This window comes from Providencia huaxiensis, from assembly GCF_002843235.3.
GTDB classification, from domain to species: domain Bacteria; phylum Pseudomonadota; class Gammaproteobacteria; order Enterobacterales; family Enterobacteriaceae; genus Providencia; species Providencia huaxiensis.
In genome coordinates this window covers 1,142,663-1,166,010 of record NZ_CP031123.2, presented here as the reverse complement: position 1 = coordinate 1,166,010, position 23,348 = coordinate 1,142,663, and the positions used below count along the sequence as shown (strand labels likewise).

Genomic DNA, 23,348 nt, shown 5'->3' with positions numbered 1-23,348 from the left:
ACAAAACGAATGATAATCGTTATCAGTGTCATTTGTAAAGCTTTTTAATGAGATTTTTTCTCATTAAGACATACTTCAATGATTAGTATAATAATTTAAGTTAATCATTATACTAACACCTTCCTTTTTTGCTTAATTTTTAAACTTTGTTTGGCTAAATTTTGCTTATACCCTGTCCCCCCATTTTTACGCTACAATAGGTGAATTCTAGTTAACGATGTCAGTGGTATGCGCCTATTAACTCTTTGGTTTTTATTTATCATATCTGTGTCTGCACAAGCGCTTAATAACCAAGAGCGCTTTACCGATATTGTGGCTAACGAGGTCCCTGCAGACATACGCCAAAAAGGTTTTATTTACTGTGTAAATGGGATTGTTACCACATTTAATCCACAGCTAGTCAGTAGCGGGCTGATTGTCGACCCTCTAGGTGCTCAAATTTATGATCGCCTGTTAGATGTTGACCCATTTACCTATCGCTTGGTTCCAGAACTGGCCGCGAGATGGGAAGTTCTCGATAATGGTGCGACTTATCGTTTATACCTGCGTAAAGATGTTAAATTCCAAAACACAGCTTGGTTTACACCAACGCGCAATATGAATGCCGATGATGTTGTGTTTAGTTTTTCCCGCATGTTTGAGGTAAACCAGCCTTATCACTATATTAATGGGGGGCGTTACCCTTATTTTGATAGCTTACAGTTTGCCAACAGTGTCCAAAGCATACGTAAAATAAATAACCATACAGTAGAGTTCCGTTTGAACTCACCTGATGCGTCTTTTTTATGGCACTTGGCAACCCACTATGCTCCTGTTCTTTCATCCGAGTATGCCGATTACCTTTCAAGTATCAATCGCCAAGAGCTGATCGATTGGCGGCCTGTAGGTACGGGTCCATTTCATTTAGATGACTACCAAGCAGGGCAATTCGTTAGGCTCCTCAGAAATGATAACTACTGGAAGGGATTACCACGTATGGAAGAAGTGGTTGTTGATATGGGAGCCGGAGGAACTGGCCGTATTTCGAAATTACTCACAGGGGAATGTGATGTTCTAGCTTACCCTGCAGCAAGCCAATTAAAAGTATTACGAGATGACCCACGCTTGCGGATTTCTATGCGCTCTGGGATGAATATTGCCTACCTCGCATTTAATACCAGTAAACCCCCTTTAGATAAACTAAAAGTGCGCCAAGCCATTGCTTATGCAATTAATAATGAGCGTCTTATGCAGTCAATCTATTATGGCACAGCAGAAACAGCCGCGTCTATTTTACCCAGAGCATCATGGGCTTATGACAACCAAGCAAAGATCACCGATTATAATCCCGAGCTTTCCAAACAAATGCTCAAAGAGATGGGATTAGAAAATCTAAAATTAGATTTATGGGTGCCAATCGCCTCTCAATCATATAACCCAAGCCCACTTAAGATGGCTGAGCTTATTCAAGCGGACTTGGCACAGGTGGGTATTGTTATGAATATCCGTTCTGTCGAAGGCCGATTCCAAGAAAACCAATTAATGGATAGAAGCCATGATATGACATTAGCGGGCTGGACAACTGACAGTAATGACCCAGACAGTTTTTTCCGTCCGCTACTGAGTTGTGCGGCAATTGGTTCCCAAACCAACCTAAGCCATTGGTGTAACCCCGCCTTTGATGAAATCTTACATAAGGCACTCTTGACGCAACAATTAGCCGCACGTATAGATTACTACCACCAAGCACAGCAAATTTTAGGGGAGGATTTACCCGTCTTACCGCTTGCCTATTCTTTACGTTTACAAGCCTACCGCTATGATATAAAAGGGCTAATGATCAGTGCGTTTGGTAATACCTCATTTGCTGGTGTGTATCGAGAAATGGAACAGGCTGAGAAAGTTTCTCCGAAAAAACAGAGGCAGCAACCATGATTATTTATTCACTGCGTCGTTTTTTACTTTTATTAGTCACGGTGTTCTTCTTATCGCTAGTCAGCTTTAGCTTAAGCTATTTTACGCCCAATGCCCCATTGAGTGGCGCCTCACTTATTGACGCTTACATTTTTTATTTTGAAGGCTTACTCCATTTTGATTTTGGTGTTTCAAGTATCAACGGGGAACCCATCAGCGAACAATTAAGAGATACATTCCCTGCAACAATGGAATTGTGCATTTTAGCGTTTATTTTTGCTTTAACGACAGGTATACCACTGGGTATCATTGCTGCTTTTTGGCGTAACAAACCCGCAGATATTGCTATCAGTGTTTTTGCTTTATTAGGATTTTCTGTCCCTGTATTTGTACTCGCCCTAGTCTTAACCCTCTTTTTCTCATTACATCTAGGCTGGCTACCTGTATCTGGTCGAATTGACCTCTTATATAATTTAAAAACAGTGACTGGCTTTGCCTTGGTTGATGCATGGCTTTCTGATTCGCCCTATCGTAAGGATATGATTATCAATGTACTTGAACACATGGTGTTACCTGTTCTTACTTTGGCGCTGGCGCCTACAACAGAGGTTATTCGGTTAGTACGCAATAGCACCGAAGAAATCGCCAGTGAAAATTATATCAAAGCGGCCGCTATTCGAGGGCTTTCACGAATTAAAATCATTCGTCGCCATATTTTCCATAATGCTATCCCCCCAATTATTCCTAAACTTGGGTTACAGTTTTCCACCATGTTGACACTAACTATGGTAACCGAACTCGTTTTTAACTGGCCAGGGCTTGGCCGTTGGTTAGTGACAGCAATCCGCCAAGAAGACTACTCCGCAATTTCTGCTGGCGTAATGCTAATTGGCGCATTAGTGATTACTGTAAATGTGTTGTCTGATATTTTAGGCGCCATGATGGACCCATTAAAACATAAGGATTGGTATGTCCTCAGATAATTTTTATCGTGAACAAAAAATGCCATCCCCAACACGTGTGGTATGGAATATCTTCTCATCAGATGTGGTTTCTATGGTGGGATTTGTTGGTGTGTTAGTTTTATTAATTTTATGCTTTGTTGGCTCTTACCTAGCGCCTTATGCACTAGATCAACAGTTTTTGGGTTACCAATTAACACCACCATCTTGGTCACATTATGGTGATGTTGCTTTCTTCTTTGGGACTGACGACCTTGGCCGCGATATTCTGAGTCGGCTATTAATTGGCACTAAATCAACGTTTGGTGCGGCTATTTTAGTCACATTGGTAGCAACACTGATAGGGTTAGTTCTGGGCTGCTTAGCAGGGATGACTCGTGGATTAAAATCTGCAATTTTCAACCATATACTCGATACATTACTGTCAATTCCGTCTTTATTACTGGCTATTATTGTCGTCGCATTTATGGGCGCTAGCCTACAAAATGCGATGCTCGCCATTTGCCTTGCATTAATTCCACGGATGGTAAGAACCATTTATGTCGCTGTTCATGATGAGTTAGATAAAGAGTACATTGTTGCCGCACGCCTTGATGGCGCTTCAAACATTTTTATTTTATGGTATACCGTACTACCAAACATCACCCCTATTCTCGTAACTGAACTAACTCGGGCACTTTCAATTGCCATTTTAGATATTGCCGCTTTAGGTTTCCTTGATTTAGGTGCACAACTTCCATCTTCTGAATGGGGCGCCATGCTAGGAGATACTTTAGAACTTATCTACGTTGCTCCCTGGACGGTTATCTTACCCGGTGTTGCTATCATGATAAGCGTACTTTTCGTTAACCTTTTAGGGGATGGGCTACACCGTGCCATCAACGCGGGAGTTGAATAATGCCACTACTAGACATCCGCAATTTAACTATCGAATTTATGACTGCCAATGGCCCAGTCAAAGCTGTTGATCGCGTATCCATGACATTATCTGAAGGGGAAATCCGAGGTTTAGTTGGCGAATCAGGCTCTGGGAAAAGCCTAATTGCGAAAGCTATCTGTGGCGTAACTAAAGATAACATTCGTGTAAAAGCCGACCGTTTTCGATTTCAAGACATTGACTTACTAAAACTCAGCCCACGTAAACGTCGCAAGTTAATTGGCCATAATATCTCTATGATATTTCAAGAACCCCAGTCTTGCCTCGACCCTGCCGCTGATATCGGCAAACAGCTTATTCAATCAATCCCAGGTTGGACTTATAAAGGCCGCTGGTGGCAGCGTTTTAATTGGCGTAAACGCCGTGCGATAGAACTGTTACACCGTGTGGGGATAAAAGATCATAAAGATATCATGCGCAGTTACCCTTATGAACTCACCGATGGTGAATGTCAAAAAGTCATGATAGCGATTGCGATAGCTAACCAACCACGGTTATTAATCGCTGACGAACCTACCAATGCGATGGAGTCTACCACTCAGGCACAAATTTTCCGTTTATTGGATAAATTAAATCAAAACAATAATATGGGGATTTTGCTCATTAGCCATGATATGGAAATGATGTCAAAACTTGTTGATCGCATTAACGTACTCTATTGTGGGCAAACGGTTGAGAGCGCAACACCTGAAGATATTCTGCAACGGCCACGCCATCCTTATACCCAAGCGTTGATCCGCTCAATCCCTGATTTTGAAAGCCCTCTTCCCCACAAAGGACGATTAAATACGTTACCCGGAGCAATTCCTTCTCTTGAGCATTTGCCTATTGGTTGCCGCCTTGGCCCCCGTTGCCCTTATGCACAACGCACTTGTATCAATGCGCCTCAACTGCGCAATATTAAAGGCCACCTCGTTGCTTGCCATTACCCGCTAAACACCGAGGAGCAATCTTAAATGGAAACTTTACTTGAAGTCCGTAATCTCACTAAAACTTTCCGTTTTCGTGAAGGCCTATTTCATCGGCACGAATTGCAAGCTGTTAAGCCCGTTAGCTTTAACTTACAGGCAGGCCAAACATTAGCTATTATTGGTGCCAATGGTTCAGGGAAATCAACGCTTGCACGGATGTTATCAGGTGTTGTTGAACCCACCAGCGGCGATATTTTCATTCGTGGTCAACGCCTAAATTTTGGCGATTATAGCTACCGTTGTCAGCGTGTTCGCATGATTTTCCAAGATCCAAGTACATCCCTAAATCCAAGACAACGTATTGGTCAAACGCTTGAACTCCCTTTAAAATTAAACACTGACTTGACTGGTATAGAACGTGAAAGGCGCATTATTCAAACACTTCGCCAAGTCGGGTTACTTGCTGACCACGCTGAATACTATCCGCATATGTTAGCATCAGGGCAAAAACAGCGTATTGCACTGGCAAGAGCACTTATTCTACAACCCGAGATTATTATTGCTGATGAAGCATTGGCTTCGTTAGACATGTCTATGCGCTCGCAAATCATCAATTTAATGCTAGATTTACAAGCAAAACAAGATATTGCATTTATCTATGTTACCCAGCACTTAGGGATGATGAAGCACGTCAGCGATAAAATGCTTGTCATGGATAAAGGCGAAGTTGTTGAGCGTGGTAATACCGCAGAAGTTTTAGCCGCCCCTCTCCACGACGTTACCCGCCGGTTAATTGAAAGTCACTTCGGTGAACCCTTGTCGATTGATGCTTGGCGGCAAGACTTGTAAGCGTTAATTCATTGTCTGTGGATAAAATTCTTCACAGACAATGAATTAAACTTGTTATTTAACGGGCTATCGTCACATTGGCTTTAATATGTTTAAGATGTACAACAATTGTAAAGGTAACAATCACTAACAGTGACCAGGCCCCCCACTTACCTGCATGTACCATTGACCAAGCACCAATTTGGTTTGGATATTGCCAAACACCAAAAAATGTCCCAAAATTTTCAGCCAGCCAAATAAAAAAGCCAATTAGCATAAATGCGAGCAATAATGGCATTTTTCGTTCTTTATCAAGCGGAGTATAAAAAACCATACTACGTGCATACAATCCCATAATAAATGAAGCTAAATACCAGCGATAATCATCAATATAATGATGACTAAAAAAATTAATATAAATAGCCAGAGCGACTACTGTTGCCATCCAGTAAGGTGGGTAGTGTTCAATTCTTACTTTAAAAAACCGCCAAGACTGAATGATATAGCTCCCTACTGCCGCATACATAAAGCCAGTAAATAAAGGAACCCCCCAAAGTTTTGTGTAGGCTTCATCCGGGTATTGCCATGAACCAATTGTTGCTGATGTTTTAAACAGTTCCATCATAAAACCGACTAAATGAAAAACACAAATCGCTTTTAATTCATCCCAAGTTTCTAGTTTTGACCAAACCAACAATCCTTGAAAAATAACCGCAAAAATTAGTAGCACATCATAGCGAGGTATGCCAATTAGCCCTTTAGCGGGTACCAAGAATAGTGCTAAAAAGAAAAATCCAGCGAATAAACAGGAACGAGCATTAATTAAACCGAAAAACCAAAACTCTAATAGAAAACGTTTAATCCCATGGCTCTTATTTGGCTGATGAGCCATTAAAATTTGGTCTAGTTTTCCTAAAAAATTCAATTTTTGACACAAGCTGGTCATTTATTTACTCACCTGTTACTTATTATTCGGTTTATTTTTTTCATAAGACAAGGTGAGGAGTTTAACAAAATAGTATTTCCTTACATAAGGTAACTATCTTAGATTTATGTATTTTTATCATTTATAGTTTTAAACACTGGTTGTACTCTGCTTGTTTATATTAACGATAATTTCAGTCCGATTTTGGGTTTTATTTTTTAACTCACACTTGATGGCAATTCGTTAACAGAAAGTGATGATATACTTAAGTGATATGTGTTTATCTGCCATATGAATGCTAACTCAATAATTTAGGAGTTTTATGATGAAATTATATTACGCTCCCGGTGCTTGCTCACTTTCTCCCCACATCATTCTGCGTGAAACTGGTTTAGATTTCAGTATTGAACGAGTGAATATAAAAGAGAAAAAAACAGAGAAAGGTGAAGACTTTTTAGCGATAAACCCGAAAGGTCAAGTACCCACTTTAGTGCTGGATAATGGTGAACAACTTACAGAAGGTGCAATTATTGTTCAATATATTGCAGATCAAAAACCAGATCGTAACCTAATCGCGCTTCCAGGTTCGATGAAACGTTATCACCAGTTAGAAGCTTTGAATTTTATTTCGACAGAACTCCATAAAACTTTCTCACCTTTATTCACACCAGGAACGCCAGAAGAGTATAAAGATACTGTACGTAAGGTATTGTTTAATAAATTTGAGTATGTTGATAGCGTACTCGCTAAGCAAGCTTTCTTTGCTGGTGATACTTTTAGTGTCGCAGATGCCTATTTATTCACTGTGAGTAACTGGGCAAAACACGTAGGGCTTGATTTAACTAGCCTGAGTCACCTGCAAGATTTCATTGCTAAAATCGCTAAACGCCCTAATGTTCAAGATGCATTAAAAGCGGAAGGTTTAATTTAATCGGTAAAATAGCGCTCTTCCAATAGAGCGCTATTTTCGATAATACAAATCAATTTAATCTAATTGTGTTGCACAGAAATTATGTTCAGGGTTAACCATTTTGTCTTGAGCCGCAACGAGCTGTAACTCATACTCGCCCATTTCTTTGGTTTTTATCATCACTTCATATACCGCTGCTGCAACATGCTCTAGCCCCTTATCTAAGGGCTCACCTTTCAATAAGTTAACCAACATTAAACCACTGGTTAAATCACCAACACCGACAGGTTGCTTTTCACCAAAATCAACGAGAGGACGGCTAACATGCCAAGTATGCTCTGCTGTTACAAGGATCATTTCAAAACGATCAGCACGATACCCTGCACGACTTAAATGCTTAACAAGAACAATTTTAGGGCCTTTGTGACACAATTCGCGAGCAGCTTGAGCGGCTTCTTCTACACTTTTAATTGTTCTACTCGTTAATGTTTCTAACTCTAGTAAATTTGGTGCGATGACATCACAAGCAGCCAGCGCTCGCTCACAAAGGAATTCAGCAACACCAGGTGCCACAATGCAACCTTTCTCAGGATGCCCCATTACTGGGTCACAAAAATAGAGGGCTTGCGGGTTGGCTGCCTTCACTCTTTTCACGATCGCAAGGATATCATCTCCTTGCTCAGCTGAGCCGATATAACCGCTTAATACAGCATCACAAATCTCTAATTTATGGATTTTAGCTAATCCATCAACGATATCAGTTAAGTGCTGGGCAGGAAAAACACTTCCAGTCCATTGTGGATACTGTGTGTGATTCGAAAATTGTACGGTATTAAGTGGCCACACATCTACGCCCATCCGGCACATAGGAAATGCGGCGGCACTGTTTCCTGCATGGCCGAAAACAACATGGGATTGAATTGATAATACGCTTTTCATTGAGAACCCAAAGAATTGTTATGTCGAATGAAGAGAAATCAGTGATTACCCGTTGCAAATATGAATACACTCCAAATAATTCGAATTGCATGTAAGTAACATGGCAAGATGACCCGACGAGCGTAGATCCGTATGTAATGCGGAGAACTCAGCGCAATCAACACCTATGCAATTTGAAATAGGACGAGTATAGCCCGGAAAATTCCGGGCTGATATTACAAAGGTTAGTCAGAGCTATTTCCAATTAATTAAACAGTCGTTTTTCTTACCACGACGGATCAATGTATAACGACCAAACAAACGGTCTGCATCAGAGAATACATACATTGGCTCTGTTTGTTTTTGGCCATTAATAGATACCGCATTAGAGCTAATAGCCGTTCTTGCTTGCCCACGAGAAGGAACCAACTCTGAATCAACTAAGGCTTGCTGTAAATCAGCGCCTGCTTCTAATGTAATGCAAGGCATACCATCTTGAGCTAATTGCTCAAAATCAGCTTCAGTTAAATCAGATACTGCACCAGAGAATAAGCTTTCTGTGATACGCTTCGCTGCTGCTAGCCCTTCTTCGCCGTGTACTAGTTTAGTAACCAATTCCGCTAATACATATTGAGCTCGAGGCGCCTTACCACTATTTTTGTCTTCTTCTTCCAGTGCATTAATTTCATCTATTTCCATAAATGTGAAGAATTTTAAGAAGCGATAAACGTCAGCGTCTGCCGTGTTGATCCAGAACTGGTAGAATTTATATTGGCTGGTTTTTTTGGAGTCTAACCAAACTGCGCCACCTTCAGTTTTACCAAATTTAGTACCGTCTGCTTTAGTAATCAGAGGAACCGTCATACCAAATACTTGGTTTTGGTGTAAGCGACGAGTTAAATCGATACCCGAAGTGATGTTACCCCATTGGTCAGAACCACCGATTTGCAGTTCTACACCCATCTCTTTGTTCATATTTGCGAAGTCATAACCTTGTAAAAGATTATAGGCAAACTCAGTAAAAGAGATACCAACGTCATCACGATTTAAACGTTGCTTAACAGACTCACGGTTAATCATTTGGTTAACAGAAAAGTGCTTACCAATATCACGTAAGAAAGTCAGTACATCCATTTTGCCAAACCAATCATAGTTGTTAGCAAGGCGTGCACTGTTATCACCACAATCAAAACTTAAAAACGGTGAAACTTGGTTACGGATTTTTCCTACCCACTCTTGAACGGTTTCTGCGGTATTTAATTTACGTTCAGTAGCTTTAAAGCTCGGATCGCCAATAAGGCCCGTTGCGCCACCTACCAACGCCACAGGCTTGTGCCCGGCTAGTTGGAATCGTTTTAAACACAGCAAAGGAACCAGATGTCCCAAATGCAAGCTATCTGCGGTAGGATCGAAGCCACAATAGAGAGAGATAGGGCCCTGCGCCAGTCTCTCTGCTAACGCATCCTCATCCGTTACCTGGGCAACGAGGCCCCGCTCTTGCAATTGTTTAATCAGGTTATTGCTAGACATCAATGACTCCATCAGTTGTATTTTGTCTATCTATATTAGTTTGAATGACCAGTAAGTTTGAGAGGCTTGTCAAAAACTCACCAGTGTAATTTGTCAATTTTCTTAAATGAAGCTATAGCATAAAGCGCATATCAATTAAGTGCCAGCTAAAAAACATGATCCTAAGGGGCTAATCTATCAATTTTCCAGCCATCGCCTTCTCGCTGGTATAAAAAACGGTCGTGTAGACGGTGCGCCCCACCTTGCCAAAATTCAACACTATCAAATACCACTCGATACCCCCCCCAAAAACTCGGTAATGGGACATCGCCATTCTTAAATTTTTGTTTTAGTTCTAAAAATTTCCCTTCTAAAATACCACGCGCTGAAATTTTAGAAGATTGCGCTGATGCCCATGCTGCAATCTGGCTGTCTTTCGGCCTACTATGAAAATATTTGACAACCTCAATAGGGTTCAAACGCTCAGCAACCCCAGTGAAATTAACTTGGCGCTCTAATGGATACCATGGAAAATGTAGGCTAATTTTATTATTTTTCTCTAAATGTTGTGCTTTTCGACTACCTAAGTTGGTATAAAATACCAAGCCTTTATCATCAAAATGTTTTAATAGTACAATACGTTGGTAGGGCTGCCCGGTTTCATCTACAGTAGCAACACACATGGCTGTTGGATCACTCAATCGAGCTTCACATGCCTGCTTCATCCATAGTTCAAAAAGCGTCAGTGGGTTTGGTGTTAAGTCATTACGCCTCAACCCACTTTTGGTGTATTCACGACGTACCGATGCAAGATCTATTTCACCTAGCTCGTTCATTTTTGTATCCTTCACCACTGTTATTTTTTATCGGTATTTTTAGGGTATATTGCCCCAAGCACAGTTTCTTGACTTGCTCCAGTAACGGATGCCAAATTTCCAGGAAGACCTGATATCGTTCGTGCTGCTAGCCATGCAAATGCTAAAGCTTCCATATCATCCCCACTTAAACCAAACTTATCACTTGGCGCCACTTCAGTTCCCGGGAGCAAAGCGGCCATTCGTTGCATTAAAAAAGTATTCTTTGCTCCACCACCGCAGACTATTAAGCGCTCACAACCACCACATAGTAATACTTGCTCTGCGATAGAGGCCGCAGTCAATTCGCACAGAGTTGCTTGCACATCATCCGCTGAGATTGATGGAAAATGAACTAAATGCTGTTCTAACCATTGCATGTTAAAATATTCACGCCCCGTACTTTTCGGCGAGGAACGTCTAAAATATGGGTCACTTAACATGGCTTTTAGTAATACATGGTTAACTTGACCACGACTTGCCCATTCACCATCTTTATCGAATGCTTTTTGTTGGATACGCCAGCTCCAGGTATCCATTAACATATTTCCCGGTCCTGTATCGTAGCCTTTGACGTAAGCCCCTGGTAATAAAGCTGTCACATTAGCAATTCCACCAATATTCAGTACAATTCGCTTTTCTGTAGAATGCCCTAGAACAGCTAAGTGAAATGCGGGAACTAAAGGCGCTCCCTGCCCACCATAAGCCATATCTCTTCGGCGAAAGTCCCCTACCGTTGTGATCCCTGTTAAAGCTGCAATACGGTTGTTATCACCTAACTGTATAGTAAAAGGCTGTTCGCCATCAGGTTCGTGCCAAACAGTTTGACCGTGACAACCAATCGCAATGATATCTTCGGCTGTTAGCCCTGTTTGAATAAGAAGTTGGTTTATCGCATCTGCATATAAAGAGCCAAGCTCTCTATCAATTTTACCAACCTCTGATAGCGTTGTTGCCTGCCCTTGGCATATATCTAGAATTCGTTTTTTTAACTCGATGGGAAACGCAACACTCAAACTGGATTGCTCTGCGACAAATTTGTCACTGATTGCGGCAAGAACGACATCAACACCATCTAGGCTAGTTCCTGACATAACGCCTATGTAACGACCCGATTTCATCATTATTCTTGTTCCTTCAGAGTGCACATTAACTTTACAATATTCAGCTACAAAAGATTGTGCTTTGATGACAAATTTTGTCAACAATTCGATGCAATTTCTCGGAGCGCTTCGCAGGAATAATAAATAAGTACTTTAAAACTAAAAATTGCTAGACAAACCAAATAAAAAAGTCGTTTTTTAATGTCTGAAATTTTCATTTTCAATATTATGGTACATAATGCATTGATCAGCTCAGCATAACTGTTTCGCGCTTCAGTTAAAGTTTAAAGCCTTACCCTGTTTGGCAACTTGTGCGAAATGATGCTCATGAATTGACTACCCTATGTGAATATTTAACAAAGAGTGCCTTATTGAATGAAATAATCACGAATTTGAGATATTTTACCTAGTGTTTACGCTCTATTTAAATCAGAATCGGTAATCTAACCATCGCTTTTTAATACCATTATTTTGATACTTGTTGTATTTATGGTGAAAACAAATATACGATGCTATGTTAGTGCCACAGACAGCAAATCTCATAGGAGTTCTTATGCTTAAGAAAGTTTTTGTAGGTGTTGTAGCAGTTGCAGCCTTATCAGGCTGTGTCAATACCAGTACGCTTTCTGGTGATACTATTTCTGCCAAGGATGCGAAACAGGTACAGACTGTGACTTATGGTACTGTTCTGAATGCTCGCCCTGTGACTATTCAAGCTGGTGAAGACGGTAACGTAATTGGCGCAATTGGTGGTGCTGTTCTTGGTGGGTTATTAGGTAACACCATCGGTGGTGGTACAGGTAACACATTAGCAACAGCTGCAGGTGCTATTGCCGGTGGTTTAGCCGGTCAGGAAGCTCAAGGCGCATTAAATAGAAGCCAAGGTGTTCAATTAGAGATCCGCCTCGATAGCGGCAAAAACATTGTTGTTGTTCAAAAACAAGACCCTAGCACCTTCCGTAATGGCCAACGTGTTATGATTGCAAATAGCGGAAATACAGTGACTGTGTCTCCTCGGTAATCTTACGATACGAAATTAGGCATACTCACTGGCCAATGCCGGTGAGTATGCCTTAAAATAATATTGCTGAATAATATAGTTACTTTATGATATATAATTATATTTTATATTTATCATACATAGCTTTTAGGTAATACAGTTTCTTGCTTACAAATAAATGCCTTGCTTTCGAGCTCAAAAAGGCACTTAACTTTCCCCCTTTAATAAATCGTTTATTATTAATTAATACGCACTAATAAATTAGCCAGCTAACAATTAGAAATACCGTAGGTAAATATAATTAACAGTATTAATTATATTTAAAGGTAATGACTTATCAAGAATCATAACTGGGTGTAATTATTATTTCCATTGACCTATTCCTATATCACCATCATACAAATTACATAGCCCGATTACTTAATTGCTAGTTTAATGATTAGCACACCATTTATTAGTTAGGTATATTATTTTCATATCAAGAATCATTTTGTAATCTTAAAATATTTTTTTCAAGTTTCATAAGTAACTGTGATAATTGATAAAGTTCATCTTTACTAATATTGTTCAATATCTCTATACGCGTATTGTTTATGACTTGATCTACCGTTTTAATAAAGGGTTCAGATTCTTCCGTTAACTTTATCCTTTTAGCTCTCCTATCATTTGTACAAGTATGTCTGGAAATAAGCTTTTTTTCCTCTAACTGATCTAGAGTCCTTACTAGTGAAGGCTGTTCAATACCAATCGCTTTTGCTAACTGTATTTGAGATTGCTCAGGCGGTAGTTGACTTATATTATGCAATGTAACCCAATGTGTTTGTGTAAGTTTAAGAGGCTTCAAACGATAGTCGATTAATGCTCTCCACATGCGAACAACACGTGATAACTCTGTCCCAATTTGTGATTCCAATTTACCCTCCTTTATATAATTATAATGTCAAAAAAATATACCATCTTCATATTATTTTTTGAATTATATATTAATTTCCCTTTATACTTACAACTTTTTATTTATATATTAGCTATTAAATACCTATATCTAGTTACAACAGCTGATTTATTATGCGATATAACTCTAATTAATATGTCGTTGATTCATACATTTTCTCAACCTAAGCTTAATAAGATAACCTATCAATTATCTTATTAATAAGAATAGCCGCACTCTCCTTTTTGATCTATCTATTTTAGCTCTTATAGCAGTCATGAATAACAATAAAAAAAACAATGTCACATAAACCTTTAAAAAACAAACAAATATAGTTAATCTTAAAATCATGTTAATTACAGTCATTTAAATTTAATCTATAATAATTTTGAATAAATAAAATTTCATTGAAATATAAACTCGGAAATAAATAGCATGCTAATAATTTATTATGAATTAATTTTCATTAAAAATAAAACATTTGATTTTTTTATCATTATTTTTAAACAGGAGACTAGAAAAGTTGTTGTTGTGTATCGATGGTTTTCTCTTGAGCTATTTTTTTATTTAATATTCTTAAATAACGTTGGTGACATAAACGAAGGACATTTCGTTTTTCACTATCCGAAAATTTTAACCAGTTAAAGCGTTCATCACGAGTGCGGTAACAACCTCGACAATAGCCTTGTTCATTACTTTGGCAAATACCACGACAAGGGCTGGGGATCTCAAAAAATTCAAGTTGTTCAGCCATAACTTTCCCCTTCAAAAGAAAAAATCACCATAAATGTATGATATACTCCTAGAAATGAGTATTACCATTATTTGTTCAAAAAACAAACTGTAATCATTGTATTTATTAATTTAAGCACGTTATATTAATAGGTAAATCGATTCAGGCTGATTCCAAGAGGTTTAAAAATGCGCTTACTCCATACTATGTTACGTGTTACTGATATGCAGCGTTCTATCGACTTTTACACAAAAGTGTTAGGCATGCGCTTATTAAGAACCAGTGAAAACACAGAGTATAAATACTCTCTCGCATTTGTTGGCTACAGCGATGAAAGTGAAGGCGCTGTCATAGAGTTAACCTATAACTGGGGTGTTGACCAATATGACATGGGTAACGCATATGGTCATATCGCCTTAGGCGTCGATGATGTTGCAAAAACGTGCGATGATATCCGTAGTGCGGGTGGTAACGTAACTCGTGAAGCGGGCCCTGTTAAGGGTGGAACAACTGTGATTGCATTTGTCGAAGATCCAGATGGCTATAAAATTGAGCTGATCGAAAACAAAAGCGCAAGTAAAGGCCTAGGCCATTAATTAGCGATATAATTTAAAAGTTTAGGCGCCTAACTCATCGCCTAAACTTTTATCACCGTTTACCTGCAAATTTTTACTGGTTTTGGCATAATGTCACCCAACCAGAAAACTAAAACTGAAAGTCCTAATGTCTGAAAAAAACAATCCAAATGCCCTAGTGAACCGCTTCAGGGGATACTATCCTGTCGTTATTGATGTTGAAACAGGTGGGTTTAATGCAAAAACTGACGGCCTGTTAGAAATTGCTGCCATCACCTTAAAAATGGACAAAGACGGCTGGCTCTCCATGGATGAAACATTACATTTTCATGTAGAACCTTTTGAAGGCGCAAATCTTGAGCCATCCGCTCTTGCCTTCACAGGAATTGATCCAACTAACCCTCTACGCGGTGCTGTTAGCGAATATGAGGCTCTTCATGCGATATTCAAAGTCATCCGCAAGGGCATGAAAAATACAGATTGTAATCGCGCAATTATTGTCGCTCATAACGCAAATTTTGATCACAGCTTTGTCATGAATGCTGCCGAACGAGCAGGTTTAAAACGTAATCCTTTCCATCCATTTGCAACCTTTGATACAGCGGCATTAAGTGGCTTAGTATTTGGTCAAACCATTTTGGCAAAAGCGTGTGTTTCCGCAGGTATCCCATTTGATGGCAAACAAGCTCATGGCGCGTTGTATGATACGAATCGAACGGCTCTGCTATTTTGCGAAATTGTTAATAAGTGGAAGAAATTGGGTGGTTGGCCAATTATTGAAGACTCTCAATAATCTTTTTATCAATAGTCATGACATAAAAAAAACCGTGTTTAGTAGAAAGTCATCAATGCTTTCACCAAATACGGTTTTTCAGTCTTTTAATTATGGCTTAATTCAGTCTGCACTAGCTTCATCTGCTGAACGGTATTTATCAGCCGTTTCTTTAATTAGAGATTGAAGCTCACCACGCTGGAACATTTCCATGATGATATCACAGCCACCGACCAGCTCACCATCAACCCACAGTTGAGGGAAAGTTGGCCAATTTGCATATTTTGGTAATTCCGCACGAATATCTGGATTTTGTAAGATATCAACATAGGCAAAACGTTCACCACAAGAAGACAGAGCTTGTACTGCCTGAGCAGAAAAACCACAGCTCGGAAGTTTAGGAGAGCCTTTCATATATAATAAAATTGGGTTTTCTTTAATTTGGCGCTCAATTCTTTCAATAGTTGTCATTTTTTAACTTCCTTAAAACAAAGATGCAGGTTTTGCAGTCAGCCGGTAACTGAGAGTCTACCGCAACTTAACAAAATACATTGACTGATTGACTGATATAATAAGAAACTGAATTGTTTCATACAATATGCCAGTTTTATAGGGGCATTACTATAGCATCCCAAAAAGTAAAAAGGCACCTTTTCTATCTTCTCTTTACCTAAGTCAAACAAGTAGCTATTTCTAAGTAAGAACTGAAATTTAATGTGCTTAGGTTCCTCACCTACAATATCTATATGATTTTTATCTGTAATTTCTCTATTTATCTGTTAGCATCTTAGTCGTCTCATTACCTTACCTTTGTAAGGTTGATCGTGCTATCATTAATATATTAAGTATCATATCGCCAATAGGCGAAACTCTAATGATAAGCTGTGACATATTATTTCGCTCACTTTAAGAGCAAACACCCTGAGTATTTTGATATAAAAGCAATCAAGGAGTACGCAATGTCATTTGAACTACCCGCTTTACCGTATGCAAAAGATGCTTTAGAACCTTATATCTCTGCAGAAACCTTAGAATATCACTATGGTAAACACCACAACACATACGTTGTTAACTTAAATAACCTCATCAAAGGTACTAACTTTGAAGGAAAATCTTTAGAAGAAATAATCAAAACTTCTGAAGCAGGGGTTTTTAACAACGCGGCACAAGTTTGGAACCACACTTTCTATTGGAATTGCTTAGCGCCAAACGCTGGTGGCGAGCCGACAGGAAAAGTTGCGGAAGCTATTAATAAAGCATTCGGTTCTTTTGCTGAATTTAAAGCTCAGTTTACTGATGCAGCAACCAAAAACTTCGGTGCTGGATGGACTTGGTTAGTGAAAAAAGCAGATGGTAGCCTTGCAATCGTAAATACATCGAATGCTGCGACCCCAATTTCTGGTGATGATAAACCCGTGTTAACCGTTGATATTTGGGAGCATGCTTACTATATCGATTACCGCAACGCCCGCCCTAAATACTTAGAAAACTTCTGGGCACTGGTTAACTGGAAATTTGTGGAAGAAAACTTAGCATAGTCACCTAGCAAGTATTGAAACAAAGCATAAATAGACAAGGGCGAGATACACTCGCCCTTTTATTTCACCCTACTTGAGGCTGAAATAAAATCAGAAAATATGTGCAGCAAGAAAGATAATCATTGCTAATGAGCCCAATGCAGCAAGCAATCCATATTTAACATCTGTATCCATGAGTTCCTCTCATTCTAATGTAATTGAATTAACAAATAACCATGCAATAATTAAGGTTATTAAGTATACATATCCAAAAAAGTAAAACTAGTGTCTATATCACATGTTATAACATCAATTATTTCTTTCGTTTTTGCGCTAGATCAGACAAAATCGACAACAAATCGCTAAATTATTGCCAGCAAAGGATCAATGCATCAATATGCAGGTAATTTTTTAACAAGAATTCTTATTGAGACCGGTTATTGGTCAGGAGTTTTTTTTCCCCATGGCAACGATTAAAGATGTGGCGAAACGCGCTGGCGTATCTACCACGACTGTATCCCATGTTATTAATAAAACGCGCTTTGTGGCCGATGATACTAAGACAGCGGTCTGGGCTGCGATTAAAGAGCTCAATTATTCACCGAGTGCAGTTGCCCGTAGTTTAAAAGTTAATCATACAAAGTCGATTGGTTTACTCGCAACCTCAAGTGAAGCACCTTACTTTGCGGAAGTCATTGAATCAGTTGAAAATAGTTGTTATGAAAAAGGTTACACGCTTATACTTTGTAATTCCCATAATAATTTGGGAAAACAAAAAGCGTATTTGCAAATGTTAGCGCAAAAGCGCGTTGATGGCCTACTCGTGATGTGTTCTGAATATCCAGATACGTTAATTAGTATGCTTGAAGATTATCGCAATATCCCAATGGTGGTGATGGATTGGGGAACCTCCCGAGGTGATTTTACAGACAGTATTATTGATAATTCATTCCATGGTGGGTACCTTGCAGGCCGCTATTTAATTGATCGTGGGCACCGTGATATTGGTGTGATCCCAGGTTCGCTCGAAAGAAACACCGGTATCGGCCGCTTAACAGGCTTCCAAAAAGCAATGGAAGAGGCAAAGATCACACTGAGAGACCAGTGGATAGTGCAAGGTGATTTCGAACCTGAGTCTGGTTATAAAGCAATGATGCAAATTTTAAGCCATAAACAACGCCCTACCGCGGTATTTTGTGGCGGCGATATCATGGCGATGGGGGCCATTTGTGCGGCTGATGAAATGGGGCTACGTGTTCCACAAGACATTTCAATCATTGGTTATGATAATGTACGAAATGCGCGCTATTTTACCCCAGCATTGACCACTATCCACCAACCAAAAGAGCGTTTAGGCCAAATGGCCTTCACTATGCTGCTCGATCGTATCGTAAATAAGCGCGAAGATGCTCAAACAATTGAAGTCCACCCTCGCCTTGTAGAACGTCGTTCTGTCGCTGACGGTCCATTTATCGATTACCGTCGATAAGACAAATAGTTAAGTTGAAAGCCACTCTGCGTTGAGCGTTTCGTTATCGCCAAGGTAATCTAATAACCAACGGAGCGCGGGTGATGTGTTATTTTCCACCCAAGTTAAACAGCAAGGACTGGGTGGAAATGGCTGGGCTAATGCTAGCTCAACTAATTGGCCTTTTTCACAAAGCGGAGCTGCTCGATGCTCAGGTACCATTCCAACGCATAACCCGTTAACTAAACAAGCTAGACCATTTTCCCAGTAAGGCACGACAAGCCGACGTTGGTTATCAAGTGCCCAAGTATCACGCTTGGGAAGGTTACGAGAGGTATCTTCAAGGCACAAGCTCGGATACTCTCTCATTTGGTCATCAGTCAGTTTTTCACCTATTTTTGCTAATGGATGTTCCGGGCTTGCGACACACATCCACGGCATAAACCCCATATCACGGAAACTGTATCTTTCACCTATCGGGGACGCTCGAGTCGCACCAATCGCAACATCTACGCGCCCGTCAGCCAGTGCATCCCACACTCCATTAAACACTTCTGGATGAATAAAAAGTTCAATATCAGGAAAATGACGATAAAAATCAATAATTAACTGTTCCGTCCTTTGAGGTTTAACAATGCAATCAACGGCAATACTAAATTGCCCGCGCCAGCCATTTGCAACTTGCTGGCACTGATGCCGGGTATCTGTCATTTTTTTGATAACAGAACGGCTTTCCTTAATAAATATCGCTCCTGCTTCTGTCAGAACAACATCACGATGTCGGCGTTCAAATAGAGGAACCGCAAGCCATTCTTCAACTTGCTTTACGGTATAACTGATTGCAGAAGGTACACGGTGCAATTCTTCAGCAGCACCACTAAAGCTCCCAGTTCGAGCAACTGCATCAATCACTTCGAGTGCATGTGCAGACCACATAACTTCTCCTTTCAAAAATTTTGATAGCAAGATCCAAATATTACCGTTTCACAACCTAAAAAAATAGCCTATACAATGGAGCCATCATTAACATTTTTTTAAATATCAGATAAGTAATAATTATGTCGAATACTGTGAAAAAAAATTCCCCTGGTTTTATGGTTTACCTTGCAGGACTTAGCATGCTAGGGTTTTTAGCCATTGATATGTATTTACCTGCATTTGGTGCTATGCAAAACACCTTGCATACATCTGAAGGCGCTATCAGTGCTTCTCTCAGTATATTTTTAGCTGGTTTTGCCTTCGCTCAACTGTTGTGGGGGCCATTATCAGACAAACTTGGCCGTAAGCCTGTGCTCATTGTGGGCTTAACTATTTTCATTATAAGTAGCTTAGCCATTTATTGGGTAGAAACCGCAACACAGCTGTTAACTCTACGTTTTTTACAGGCTGTTGGTGTCTGCTCCGCTGCGGTTTTATGGCAAGCGCTTGTTATCGACCGCTATGATGAAGCAAATACCCAAAAAGTCTTTGCTTCTATTATGCCGCTAGTCGCGCTATCCCCTGCTTTAGCGCCATTATTAGGTGCATGGGTTCTAGAGCACCAAACATGGGAAGCAATTTTCCTGATCCTAATGGCTGTGGGCATATTACTTTTATTACCAACACTCTTTTTGAAAAATGTCTCAGTTAAAACAATCACTGATGACAGCCAACCGCAGGCTAAGATTTCTTTCTCAAACTTACTCAGTTCCCCTGTTTTCAGCGGTAACGTGCTGGTTTATGCATCCTGTAGTGCGGGTTTCTTCGCTTGGTTAACAGGGTCACCTTTTATCTTACGTAACATGGGGTTCAACCCTGCTGATATTGGTCTGAGTTATATTCCACAAACTTTAGCCTTTATTGTTGGTGGATATGGCTGCCGTATTTTATTAGCAAAAATTCGTGCAGAAGCGTTATTTCCATTGTTACTGATTGGTTACGCGGTAAGCATGTCTATTTTATTCATCATGGCCATCTATACCACGCCATCATTAACCATGATATTGATCCCATTCTGCTTTATGGCGGCAATGAACGGGGCCTCTTACCCTATTGCAGTATCCAAAGCACTAAATACATTTCCTAGTGCGAGTGGTAAAGCAGCTGCGTTGCAAAATGCTTTACAGTTAGGCCTATGTTTTTTAGCAAGCCTGCTTGTTTCTGCCCTGCCCTTCGACCCATTGTTAGCCACAACTGGTGTAATGGCAGTTACAATTATCCCAATGGCTATTGGTTATTTTATGCAACGCTGTGACAAAAAAAACAGTCAAACTCTTGAGCAGGTCGACTGCCAGGCGAATTCATAAAATGTAGTTTATCGAATCAATCATGCCGTATTTTATCGGCATGATTGTTATTTAATAAATTCAAGAAAAACGTCTTCCAGTGTATAGCACTTGTGACTATACCGTAATACTTATTAAGTATTTTTCTATATCGCCCATTATTCTTAGCTCACAAAACCTGAACTTTCTTATCACGTTTCTTTATTCAAAGCGGATTTCACTAATAAATAAGGCTTTTATTTTGTTATCTACTAAGATATAGATATTTCATGGTTAATTTTTTTGTTAAAAAACGTTATCATTGCGACATTAAATAATGAGTGCTCAAGAATGATGTTAAAACAGTATTATCCACCAGATGAATTAAAATCCTTTGTTAGCTCTATTTTAATAATCAAAGAGTTTACAGAGGCAATTAAAATTTTTCCTGGAACGGGTGCTGAAATCTGGGTTTCATCAGATACATTTCAGATGACAACTGAAAGCAACTCAGTCGTAGACCCTTATCAACTCATTATTCCTAGAGTCAATACATTTACCGCTAGCCCTAATGATTCAAAAGTCATGGTATTACGTATTCGTCATGATGCATTGCGTTTTCTTCTGCCTCAAAGAACACTAAATTATACTGATGACCCCATCGCTCTGAATGACATATGGAAAGACCGTTGGTTTGAAGCTTTAGCTAATTCTTCATTCAAGAGTTGTTGGATTGCTTTAATAGGACAAAAGCCAAGAAAAAGTCTCATTTCACAGATGAAATTTTAGAGTTGCTATATCGTAACCCAACTAAAAAAATCACTGAAATTGCCGAAGAGACAGGTTTACACCTCCGAGTCATTCAAAAAGAGTTTTTAAAAGAATACGGTATTACGCCAAAAAGATACCAGATCAATTGCCGCTTAGAGCACGTTTTAAAAAGTATGGTAGTAGAACCAGATACCTACCGTTGGTTTGAAACAGGCTATTATGATCAATCCCACTTTTACCGTGATTTTAAAAGATACTTTACTATGACGCCGTCGGCATTTTTAAAATCGAGTTATTCGCTTTTTTACAATACAAAAACTAAGTACCCATTAAGATAGTTCTTAATACATAAGGAGAACGGAATGAGTATTGTTGTGTATGCCCAAATTACAACAGAAAGGACGGATGGGTATTTAACGAAAGAAATCGTTCGTGACTTAGCAAAACTAAGCCGCCGAGAGAAAGGATGCATTCAATATGATCTTATGGCTAAAGAAAATGGTTACATTGTTTTCGAGGAATGGGAAGACACTCAGGCATTAGAGATGCATAAAAACAGCCCACATTTCAAGCGATTAGTTGAAGCAATTGAACGTGATAACGCTAGCTTTTCTGTCAATTTTAGTGAAAAATGATCTATTAATAATGAAAACTAGAGCTCATTGTATTTTTTAAGCAATTTTAACCTTCTTTATTTAATAGAACTCCATAACCTACATCCAATAAACAAAATCCAACCATGCTTTATTCAGGCTATAGCATAAACTACCATTGCTATAGCCTACCTGATTGCTTATATCGCTATTTATCTTTAACATAAATAACGCAATTGCTAGCTTTTATGCCTATTCACTCTGTTTTCGCTACATTAGCCAACTCTTCTGCTTGCTGTAATAACTTTTCTTGTTCTTTTTGATTTAAAACGCGTTCAACCGTATCAACAATTGCCTGCGTTTGAGGGTCTATCTCAATATTTATTTTATCACCCAAACGTTTTTTACCTAGTGTTGTTCTTTCTAATGTTTCTGGGATAAGATGGACACAAAACCGATTATTGATTACATCACCCACCGTTAAACTGATACCATCAATCGCCACAAAGCCTTTATGCAAAATATATTTCATCAAAGCCTTATCATGAATTGACAACCAAATTTGGTGGTTATCTTCAGATGTAAAGATTTTACTAATTTCAGCTGTTGTCATAATATGCCCAGAAACAACATGGCCACCAATTTCGTCACCATATTTTGCGGCGCGTTCGATATTAACAACATCACCTTCTTGTAATTCCCCTAAGTTAGTTAATCTTAGAGTTTCTTTGATTAGATCAAAACTGACTCTTTCACCATCAATGTTTGTTACCGTCAAACAACAACCATTATGTGCAACGGAAGCCCCTGTTTCTAAACCTTTAAGTAATTCTGGGGTAAATTTCATTACATGAGTTCGAAAGTTGGCTCTTTCTGTAATTTCAATAATAGGAGCAGTCGCTTGAACAATGCCTGTAAACATAATGATTCTCAGTGTAGTGGATTAATAGACTCAGTTTACATCAGAATTTTTAGAGATCTATCCTATTTGAGTG

At 39.3% G+C, this 23,348-nt stretch carries 25 protein-coding genes; 15 read left to right on the top strand and 10 right to left on the bottom strand.

What is annotated here, in order from left to right; translation table 11 throughout:
* The first annotated feature begins 228 nt into the window (after positions 1-228).
* The 5 genes from sapA to sapF are packed head-to-tail and all read left to right on the top strand — an operon-like array spanning position 229 to position 5,552.
* Entirely contained in the window at positions 229-1,914 is a 1,686-nt protein-coding gene (gene sapA, locus CYG50_RS06830; RefSeq protein WP_102139684.1) for an ABC transporter substrate-binding protein SapA, read from the top strand.
* Complete coding sequence (gene sapB / locus CYG50_RS06825) at positions 1,911-2,876, top strand: putrescine export ABC transporter permease SapB (protein ID WP_102139685.1); 966 nt, start codon at positions 1,911-1,913, stop codon at positions 2,874-2,876. Before sapA ends, sapB begins: the two co-directional genes overlap by 4 nt.
* Positions 2,863-3,753: a putrescine export ABC transporter permease SapC gene (gene sapC / locus CYG50_RS06820; RefSeq protein ID WP_102139686.1), complete on the top strand. Its 891-nt coding sequence runs from the start codon at positions 2,863-2,865 to the stop codon at positions 3,751-3,753. Before sapB ends, sapC begins: the two co-directional genes overlap by 14 nt.
* Positions 3,753-4,748 (top strand): putrescine export ABC transporter ATP-binding protein SapD, encoded by a 996-nt coding sequence (sapD, locus tag CYG50_RS06815; RefSeq protein WP_004910464.1) that lies wholly within the window; start codon positions 3,753-3,755, stop codon positions 4,746-4,748. The genes sapC and sapD overlap by 1 nt, the downstream gene beginning before the upstream one ends.
* A complete protein-coding gene (gene sapF / locus CYG50_RS06810; RefSeq protein WP_102139687.1) occupies positions 4,749-5,552 on the top strand; it encodes a putrescine export ABC transporter ATP-binding protein SapF in 804 nt (267 codons plus the stop codon).
* Positions 5,553-5,610: 58 nt separating this feature from the next.
* Here the strand turns inward: sapF and CYG50_RS06805 are convergent, their stop codons facing one another.
* A complete protein-coding gene (locus tag CYG50_RS06805; protein ID WP_102139688.1) occupies positions 5,611-6,477 on the bottom strand; it encodes a DUF817 domain-containing protein in 867 nt (288 codons plus the stop codon).
* A gap of 304 nt (positions 6,478-6,781) precedes the next feature.
* Here CYG50_RS06805 and gstA point away from each other — a divergent pair, with 304 nt between their 5' ends.
* Positions 6,782-7,387: a glutathione transferase GstA gene (gstA, locus tag CYG50_RS06800; protein WP_102139689.1), complete on the top strand. Its 606-nt coding sequence runs from the start codon at positions 6,782-6,784 to the stop codon at positions 7,385-7,387.
* 54 nt (positions 7,388-7,441) lie between these two features.
* Here the strand turns inward: gstA and pdxY are convergent, their stop codons facing one another.
* The 4 genes from pdxY to anmK form a co-directional block, all read right to left on the bottom strand.
* A complete protein-coding gene (gene pdxY / locus CYG50_RS06795; RefSeq protein WP_102139690.1) occupies positions 7,442-8,305 on the bottom strand; it encodes a pyridoxal kinase PdxY in 864 nt (287 codons plus the stop codon).
* A gap of 234 nt (positions 8,306-8,539) precedes the next feature.
* Entirely contained in the window at positions 8,540-9,814 is a 1,275-nt protein-coding gene (gene tyrS, locus CYG50_RS06790) for a tyrosine--tRNA ligase (protein ID WP_102139691.1), read from the bottom strand.
* Between the two features lie 161 nt (positions 9,815-9,975).
* Positions 9,976-10,629, bottom strand: a complete 654-nt coding sequence (pdxH, locus tag CYG50_RS06785) for a pyridoxamine 5'-phosphate oxidase (protein ID WP_102139692.1) — start codon at positions 10,627-10,629, stop codon at positions 9,976-9,978.
* Between the two features lie 20 nt (positions 10,630-10,649).
* Positions 10,650-11,771 (bottom strand): anhydro-N-acetylmuramic acid kinase, encoded by a 1,122-nt coding sequence (gene anmK / locus CYG50_RS06780; RefSeq protein WP_181489844.1) that lies wholly within the window; start codon positions 11,769-11,771, stop codon positions 10,650-10,652.
* A gap of 532 nt (positions 11,772-12,303) precedes the next feature.
* On the opposite strand from anmK, the gene CYG50_RS06775 reads away from it, so the two are divergent.
* The gene (locus CYG50_RS06775) at positions 12,304-12,771 is read left to right on the top strand and encodes an outer membrane lipoprotein (protein ID WP_036958672.1); all 468 of its coding nucleotides are present in this window, start codon (positions 12,304-12,306) and stop codon (positions 12,769-12,771) included.
* A 457-nt stretch (positions 12,772-13,228) separates the two neighbouring features.
* Here the strand turns inward: CYG50_RS06775 and slyA are convergent, their stop codons facing one another.
* Positions 13,229-13,663 carry a transcriptional regulator SlyA gene (gene slyA / locus CYG50_RS06770; RefSeq protein ID WP_094961765.1) on the bottom strand — a complete coding sequence of 145 codons (435 nt, stop codon included), beginning with the start codon at positions 13,661-13,663 and terminating at the stop codon, positions 13,229-13,231.
* A gap of 532 nt (positions 13,664-14,195) precedes the next feature.
* Complete coding sequence (locus tag CYG50_RS06765; protein WP_102139693.1) at positions 14,196-14,435, bottom strand: DUF1289 domain-containing protein; 240 nt, start codon at positions 14,433-14,435, stop codon at positions 14,196-14,198.
* Positions 14,436-14,602: 167 nt separating this feature from the next.
* On the opposite strand from CYG50_RS06765, the gene gloA reads away from it, so the two are divergent.
* Complete coding sequence (gene gloA / locus CYG50_RS06760) at positions 14,603-15,010, top strand: lactoylglutathione lyase (RefSeq protein WP_036958666.1); 408 nt, start codon at positions 14,603-14,605, stop codon at positions 15,008-15,010.
* 127 nt (positions 15,011-15,137) lie between these two features.
* A complete protein-coding gene (gene rnt, locus CYG50_RS06755) occupies positions 15,138-15,782 on the top strand; it encodes a ribonuclease T (protein WP_102139694.1) in 645 nt (214 codons plus the stop codon).
* 102 nt (positions 15,783-15,884) lie between these two features.
* Here rnt and CYG50_RS06750 read toward each other — a convergent pair whose 3' ends face one another.
* Positions 15,885-16,232: a Grx4 family monothiol glutaredoxin gene (locus CYG50_RS06750; RefSeq protein ID WP_102139695.1), complete on the bottom strand. Its 348-nt coding sequence runs from the start codon at positions 16,230-16,232 to the stop codon at positions 15,885-15,887.
* A 488-nt stretch (positions 16,233-16,720) separates the two neighbouring features.
* Here CYG50_RS06750 and sodB point away from each other — a divergent pair, with 488 nt between their 5' ends.
* A complete protein-coding gene (gene sodB, locus CYG50_RS06745) occupies positions 16,721-17,299 on the top strand; it encodes a superoxide dismutase [Fe] (protein WP_102139696.1) in 579 nt (192 codons plus the stop codon).
* A gap of 442 nt (positions 17,300-17,741) precedes the next feature.
* Positions 17,742-18,767, top strand: a complete 1,026-nt coding sequence (purR, locus tag CYG50_RS06740; protein ID WP_102139697.1) for an HTH-type transcriptional repressor PurR — start codon at positions 17,742-17,744, stop codon at positions 18,765-18,767.
* A gap of 9 nt (positions 18,768-18,776) precedes the next feature.
* Here the strand turns inward: purR and punR are convergent, their stop codons facing one another.
* Positions 18,777-19,682 (bottom strand): DNA-binding transcriptional activator PunR, encoded by a 906-nt coding sequence (gene punR, locus CYG50_RS06735; RefSeq protein ID WP_102139698.1) that lies wholly within the window; start codon positions 19,680-19,682, stop codon positions 18,777-18,779.
* Between the two features lie 122 nt (positions 19,683-19,804).
* On the opposite strand from punR, the gene punC reads away from it, so the two are divergent.
* The 4 genes from punC to CYG50_RS06720 all read left to right on the top strand — a co-directional run bounded on the left by punC (position 19,805) and on the right by CYG50_RS06720 (position 22,395).
* On the top strand, positions 19,805-21,031 hold the full coding sequence (punC, locus tag CYG50_RS06730) for a purine nucleoside transporter PunC (protein WP_102139699.1): 1,227 nt from the start codon (positions 19,805-19,807) through the stop codon (positions 21,029-21,031).
* Positions 21,032-21,292: 261 nt separating this feature from the next.
* Positions 21,293-21,778, top strand: a complete 486-nt coding sequence (locus CYG50_RS23010) for a hypothetical protein (RefSeq protein ID WP_238706826.1) — start codon at positions 21,293-21,295, stop codon at positions 21,776-21,778.
* The gene (locus CYG50_RS23005; RefSeq protein ID WP_311136307.1) at positions 21,715-22,098 is read left to right on the top strand and encodes a helix-turn-helix transcriptional regulator; all 384 of its coding nucleotides are present in this window, start codon (positions 21,715-21,717) and stop codon (positions 22,096-22,098) included. The genes CYG50_RS23010 and CYG50_RS23005 overlap by 64 nt, the downstream gene beginning before the upstream one ends.
* A gap of 24 nt (positions 22,099-22,122) precedes the next feature.
* Entirely contained in the window at positions 22,123-22,395 is a 273-nt protein-coding gene (locus CYG50_RS06720; protein ID WP_102139700.1) for a putative quinol monooxygenase, read from the top strand.
* 214 nt (positions 22,396-22,609) lie between these two features.
* Here CYG50_RS06720 and CYG50_RS06715 read toward each other — a convergent pair whose 3' ends face one another.
* Positions 22,610-23,275 carry a riboflavin synthase subunit alpha gene (locus CYG50_RS06715; RefSeq protein ID WP_102139701.1) on the bottom strand — a complete coding sequence of 222 codons (666 nt, stop codon included), beginning with the start codon at positions 23,273-23,275 and terminating at the stop codon, positions 22,610-22,612.
* Between the last annotated feature and the right edge of the window lie 73 nt (positions 23,276-23,348).

What these genes read in the sequence shown, in the direction of transcription:
- sapA (WP_102139684.1), top strand. Translation starts at nt 229, where the DNA reads ATGCGCCTATTAACTCTTTGGTTTTTATTTATCATATCTGTGTCTGCA.
- sapB (WP_102139685.1), top strand. Translation starts at nt 1,911, where the DNA reads ATGATTATTTATTCACTGCGTCGTTTTTTACTTTTATTAGTCACGGTG.
- sapC (WP_102139686.1), top strand. Translation starts at nt 2,863, where the DNA reads ATGTCCTCAGATAATTTTTATCGTGAACAAAAAATGCCATCCCCAACA.
- sapD (WP_004910464.1), top strand. Translation starts at nt 3,753, where the DNA reads ATGCCACTACTAGACATCCGCAATTTAACTATCGAATTTATGACTGCC.
- sapF (WP_102139687.1), top strand. Translation starts at nt 4,749, where the DNA reads ATGGAAACTTTACTTGAAGTCCGTAATCTCACTAAAACTTTCCGTTTT.
- CYG50_RS06805 (WP_102139688.1), bottom strand. Translation starts at nt 6,477, where the DNA reads ATGACCAGCTTGTGTCAAAAATTGAATTTTTTAGGAAAACTAGACCAA.
- gstA (WP_102139689.1), top strand. Translation starts at nt 6,782, where the DNA reads ATGAAATTATATTACGCTCCCGGTGCTTGCTCACTTTCTCCCCACATC.
- pdxY (WP_102139690.1), bottom strand. Translation starts at nt 8,305, where the DNA reads ATGAAAAGCGTATTATCAATTCAATCCCATGTTGTTTTCGGCCATGCA.
- tyrS (WP_102139691.1), bottom strand. Translation starts at nt 9,814, where the DNA reads ATGTCTAGCAATAACCTGATTAAACAATTGCAAGAGCGGGGCCTCGTT.
- pdxH (WP_102139692.1), bottom strand. Translation starts at nt 10,629, where the DNA reads ATGAACGAGCTAGGTGAAATAGATCTTGCATCGGTACGTCGTGAATAC.
- anmK (WP_181489844.1), bottom strand. Translation starts at nt 11,771, where the DNA reads ATGATGAAATCGGGTCGTTACATAGGCGTTATGTCAGGAACTAGCCTA.
- CYG50_RS06775 (WP_036958672.1), top strand. Translation starts at nt 12,304, where the DNA reads ATGCTTAAGAAAGTTTTTGTAGGTGTTGTAGCAGTTGCAGCCTTATCA.
- CYG50_RS06765 (WP_102139693.1), bottom strand. Translation starts at nt 14,435, where the DNA reads ATGGCTGAACAACTTGAATTTTTTGAGATCCCCAGCCCTTGTCGTGGT.
- gloA (WP_036958666.1), top strand. Translation starts at nt 14,603, where the DNA reads ATGCGCTTACTCCATACTATGTTACGTGTTACTGATATGCAGCGTTCT.
- rnt (WP_102139694.1), top strand. Translation starts at nt 15,138, where the DNA reads ATGTCTGAAAAAAACAATCCAAATGCCCTAGTGAACCGCTTCAGGGGA.
- CYG50_RS06750 (WP_102139695.1), bottom strand. Translation starts at nt 16,232, where the DNA reads ATGACAACTATTGAAAGAATTGAGCGCCAAATTAAAGAAAACCCAATT.
- sodB (WP_102139696.1), top strand. Translation starts at nt 16,721, where the DNA reads ATGTCATTTGAACTACCCGCTTTACCGTATGCAAAAGATGCTTTAGAA.
- purR (WP_102139697.1), top strand. Translation starts at nt 17,742, where the DNA reads ATGGCAACGATTAAAGATGTGGCGAAACGCGCTGGCGTATCTACCACG.
- punR (WP_102139698.1), bottom strand. Translation starts at nt 19,682, where the DNA reads ATGTGGTCTGCACATGCACTCGAAGTGATTGATGCAGTTGCTCGAACT.
- punC (WP_102139699.1), top strand. Translation starts at nt 19,805, where the DNA reads ATGTCGAATACTGTGAAAAAAAATTCCCCTGGTTTTATGGTTTACCTT.
- CYG50_RS06720 (WP_102139700.1), top strand. Translation starts at nt 22,123, where the DNA reads ATGAGTATTGTTGTGTATGCCCAAATTACAACAGAAAGGACGGATGGG.
- CYG50_RS06715 (WP_102139701.1), bottom strand. Translation starts at nt 23,275, where the DNA reads ATGTTTACAGGCATTGTTCAAGCGACTGCTCCTATTATTGAAATTACA.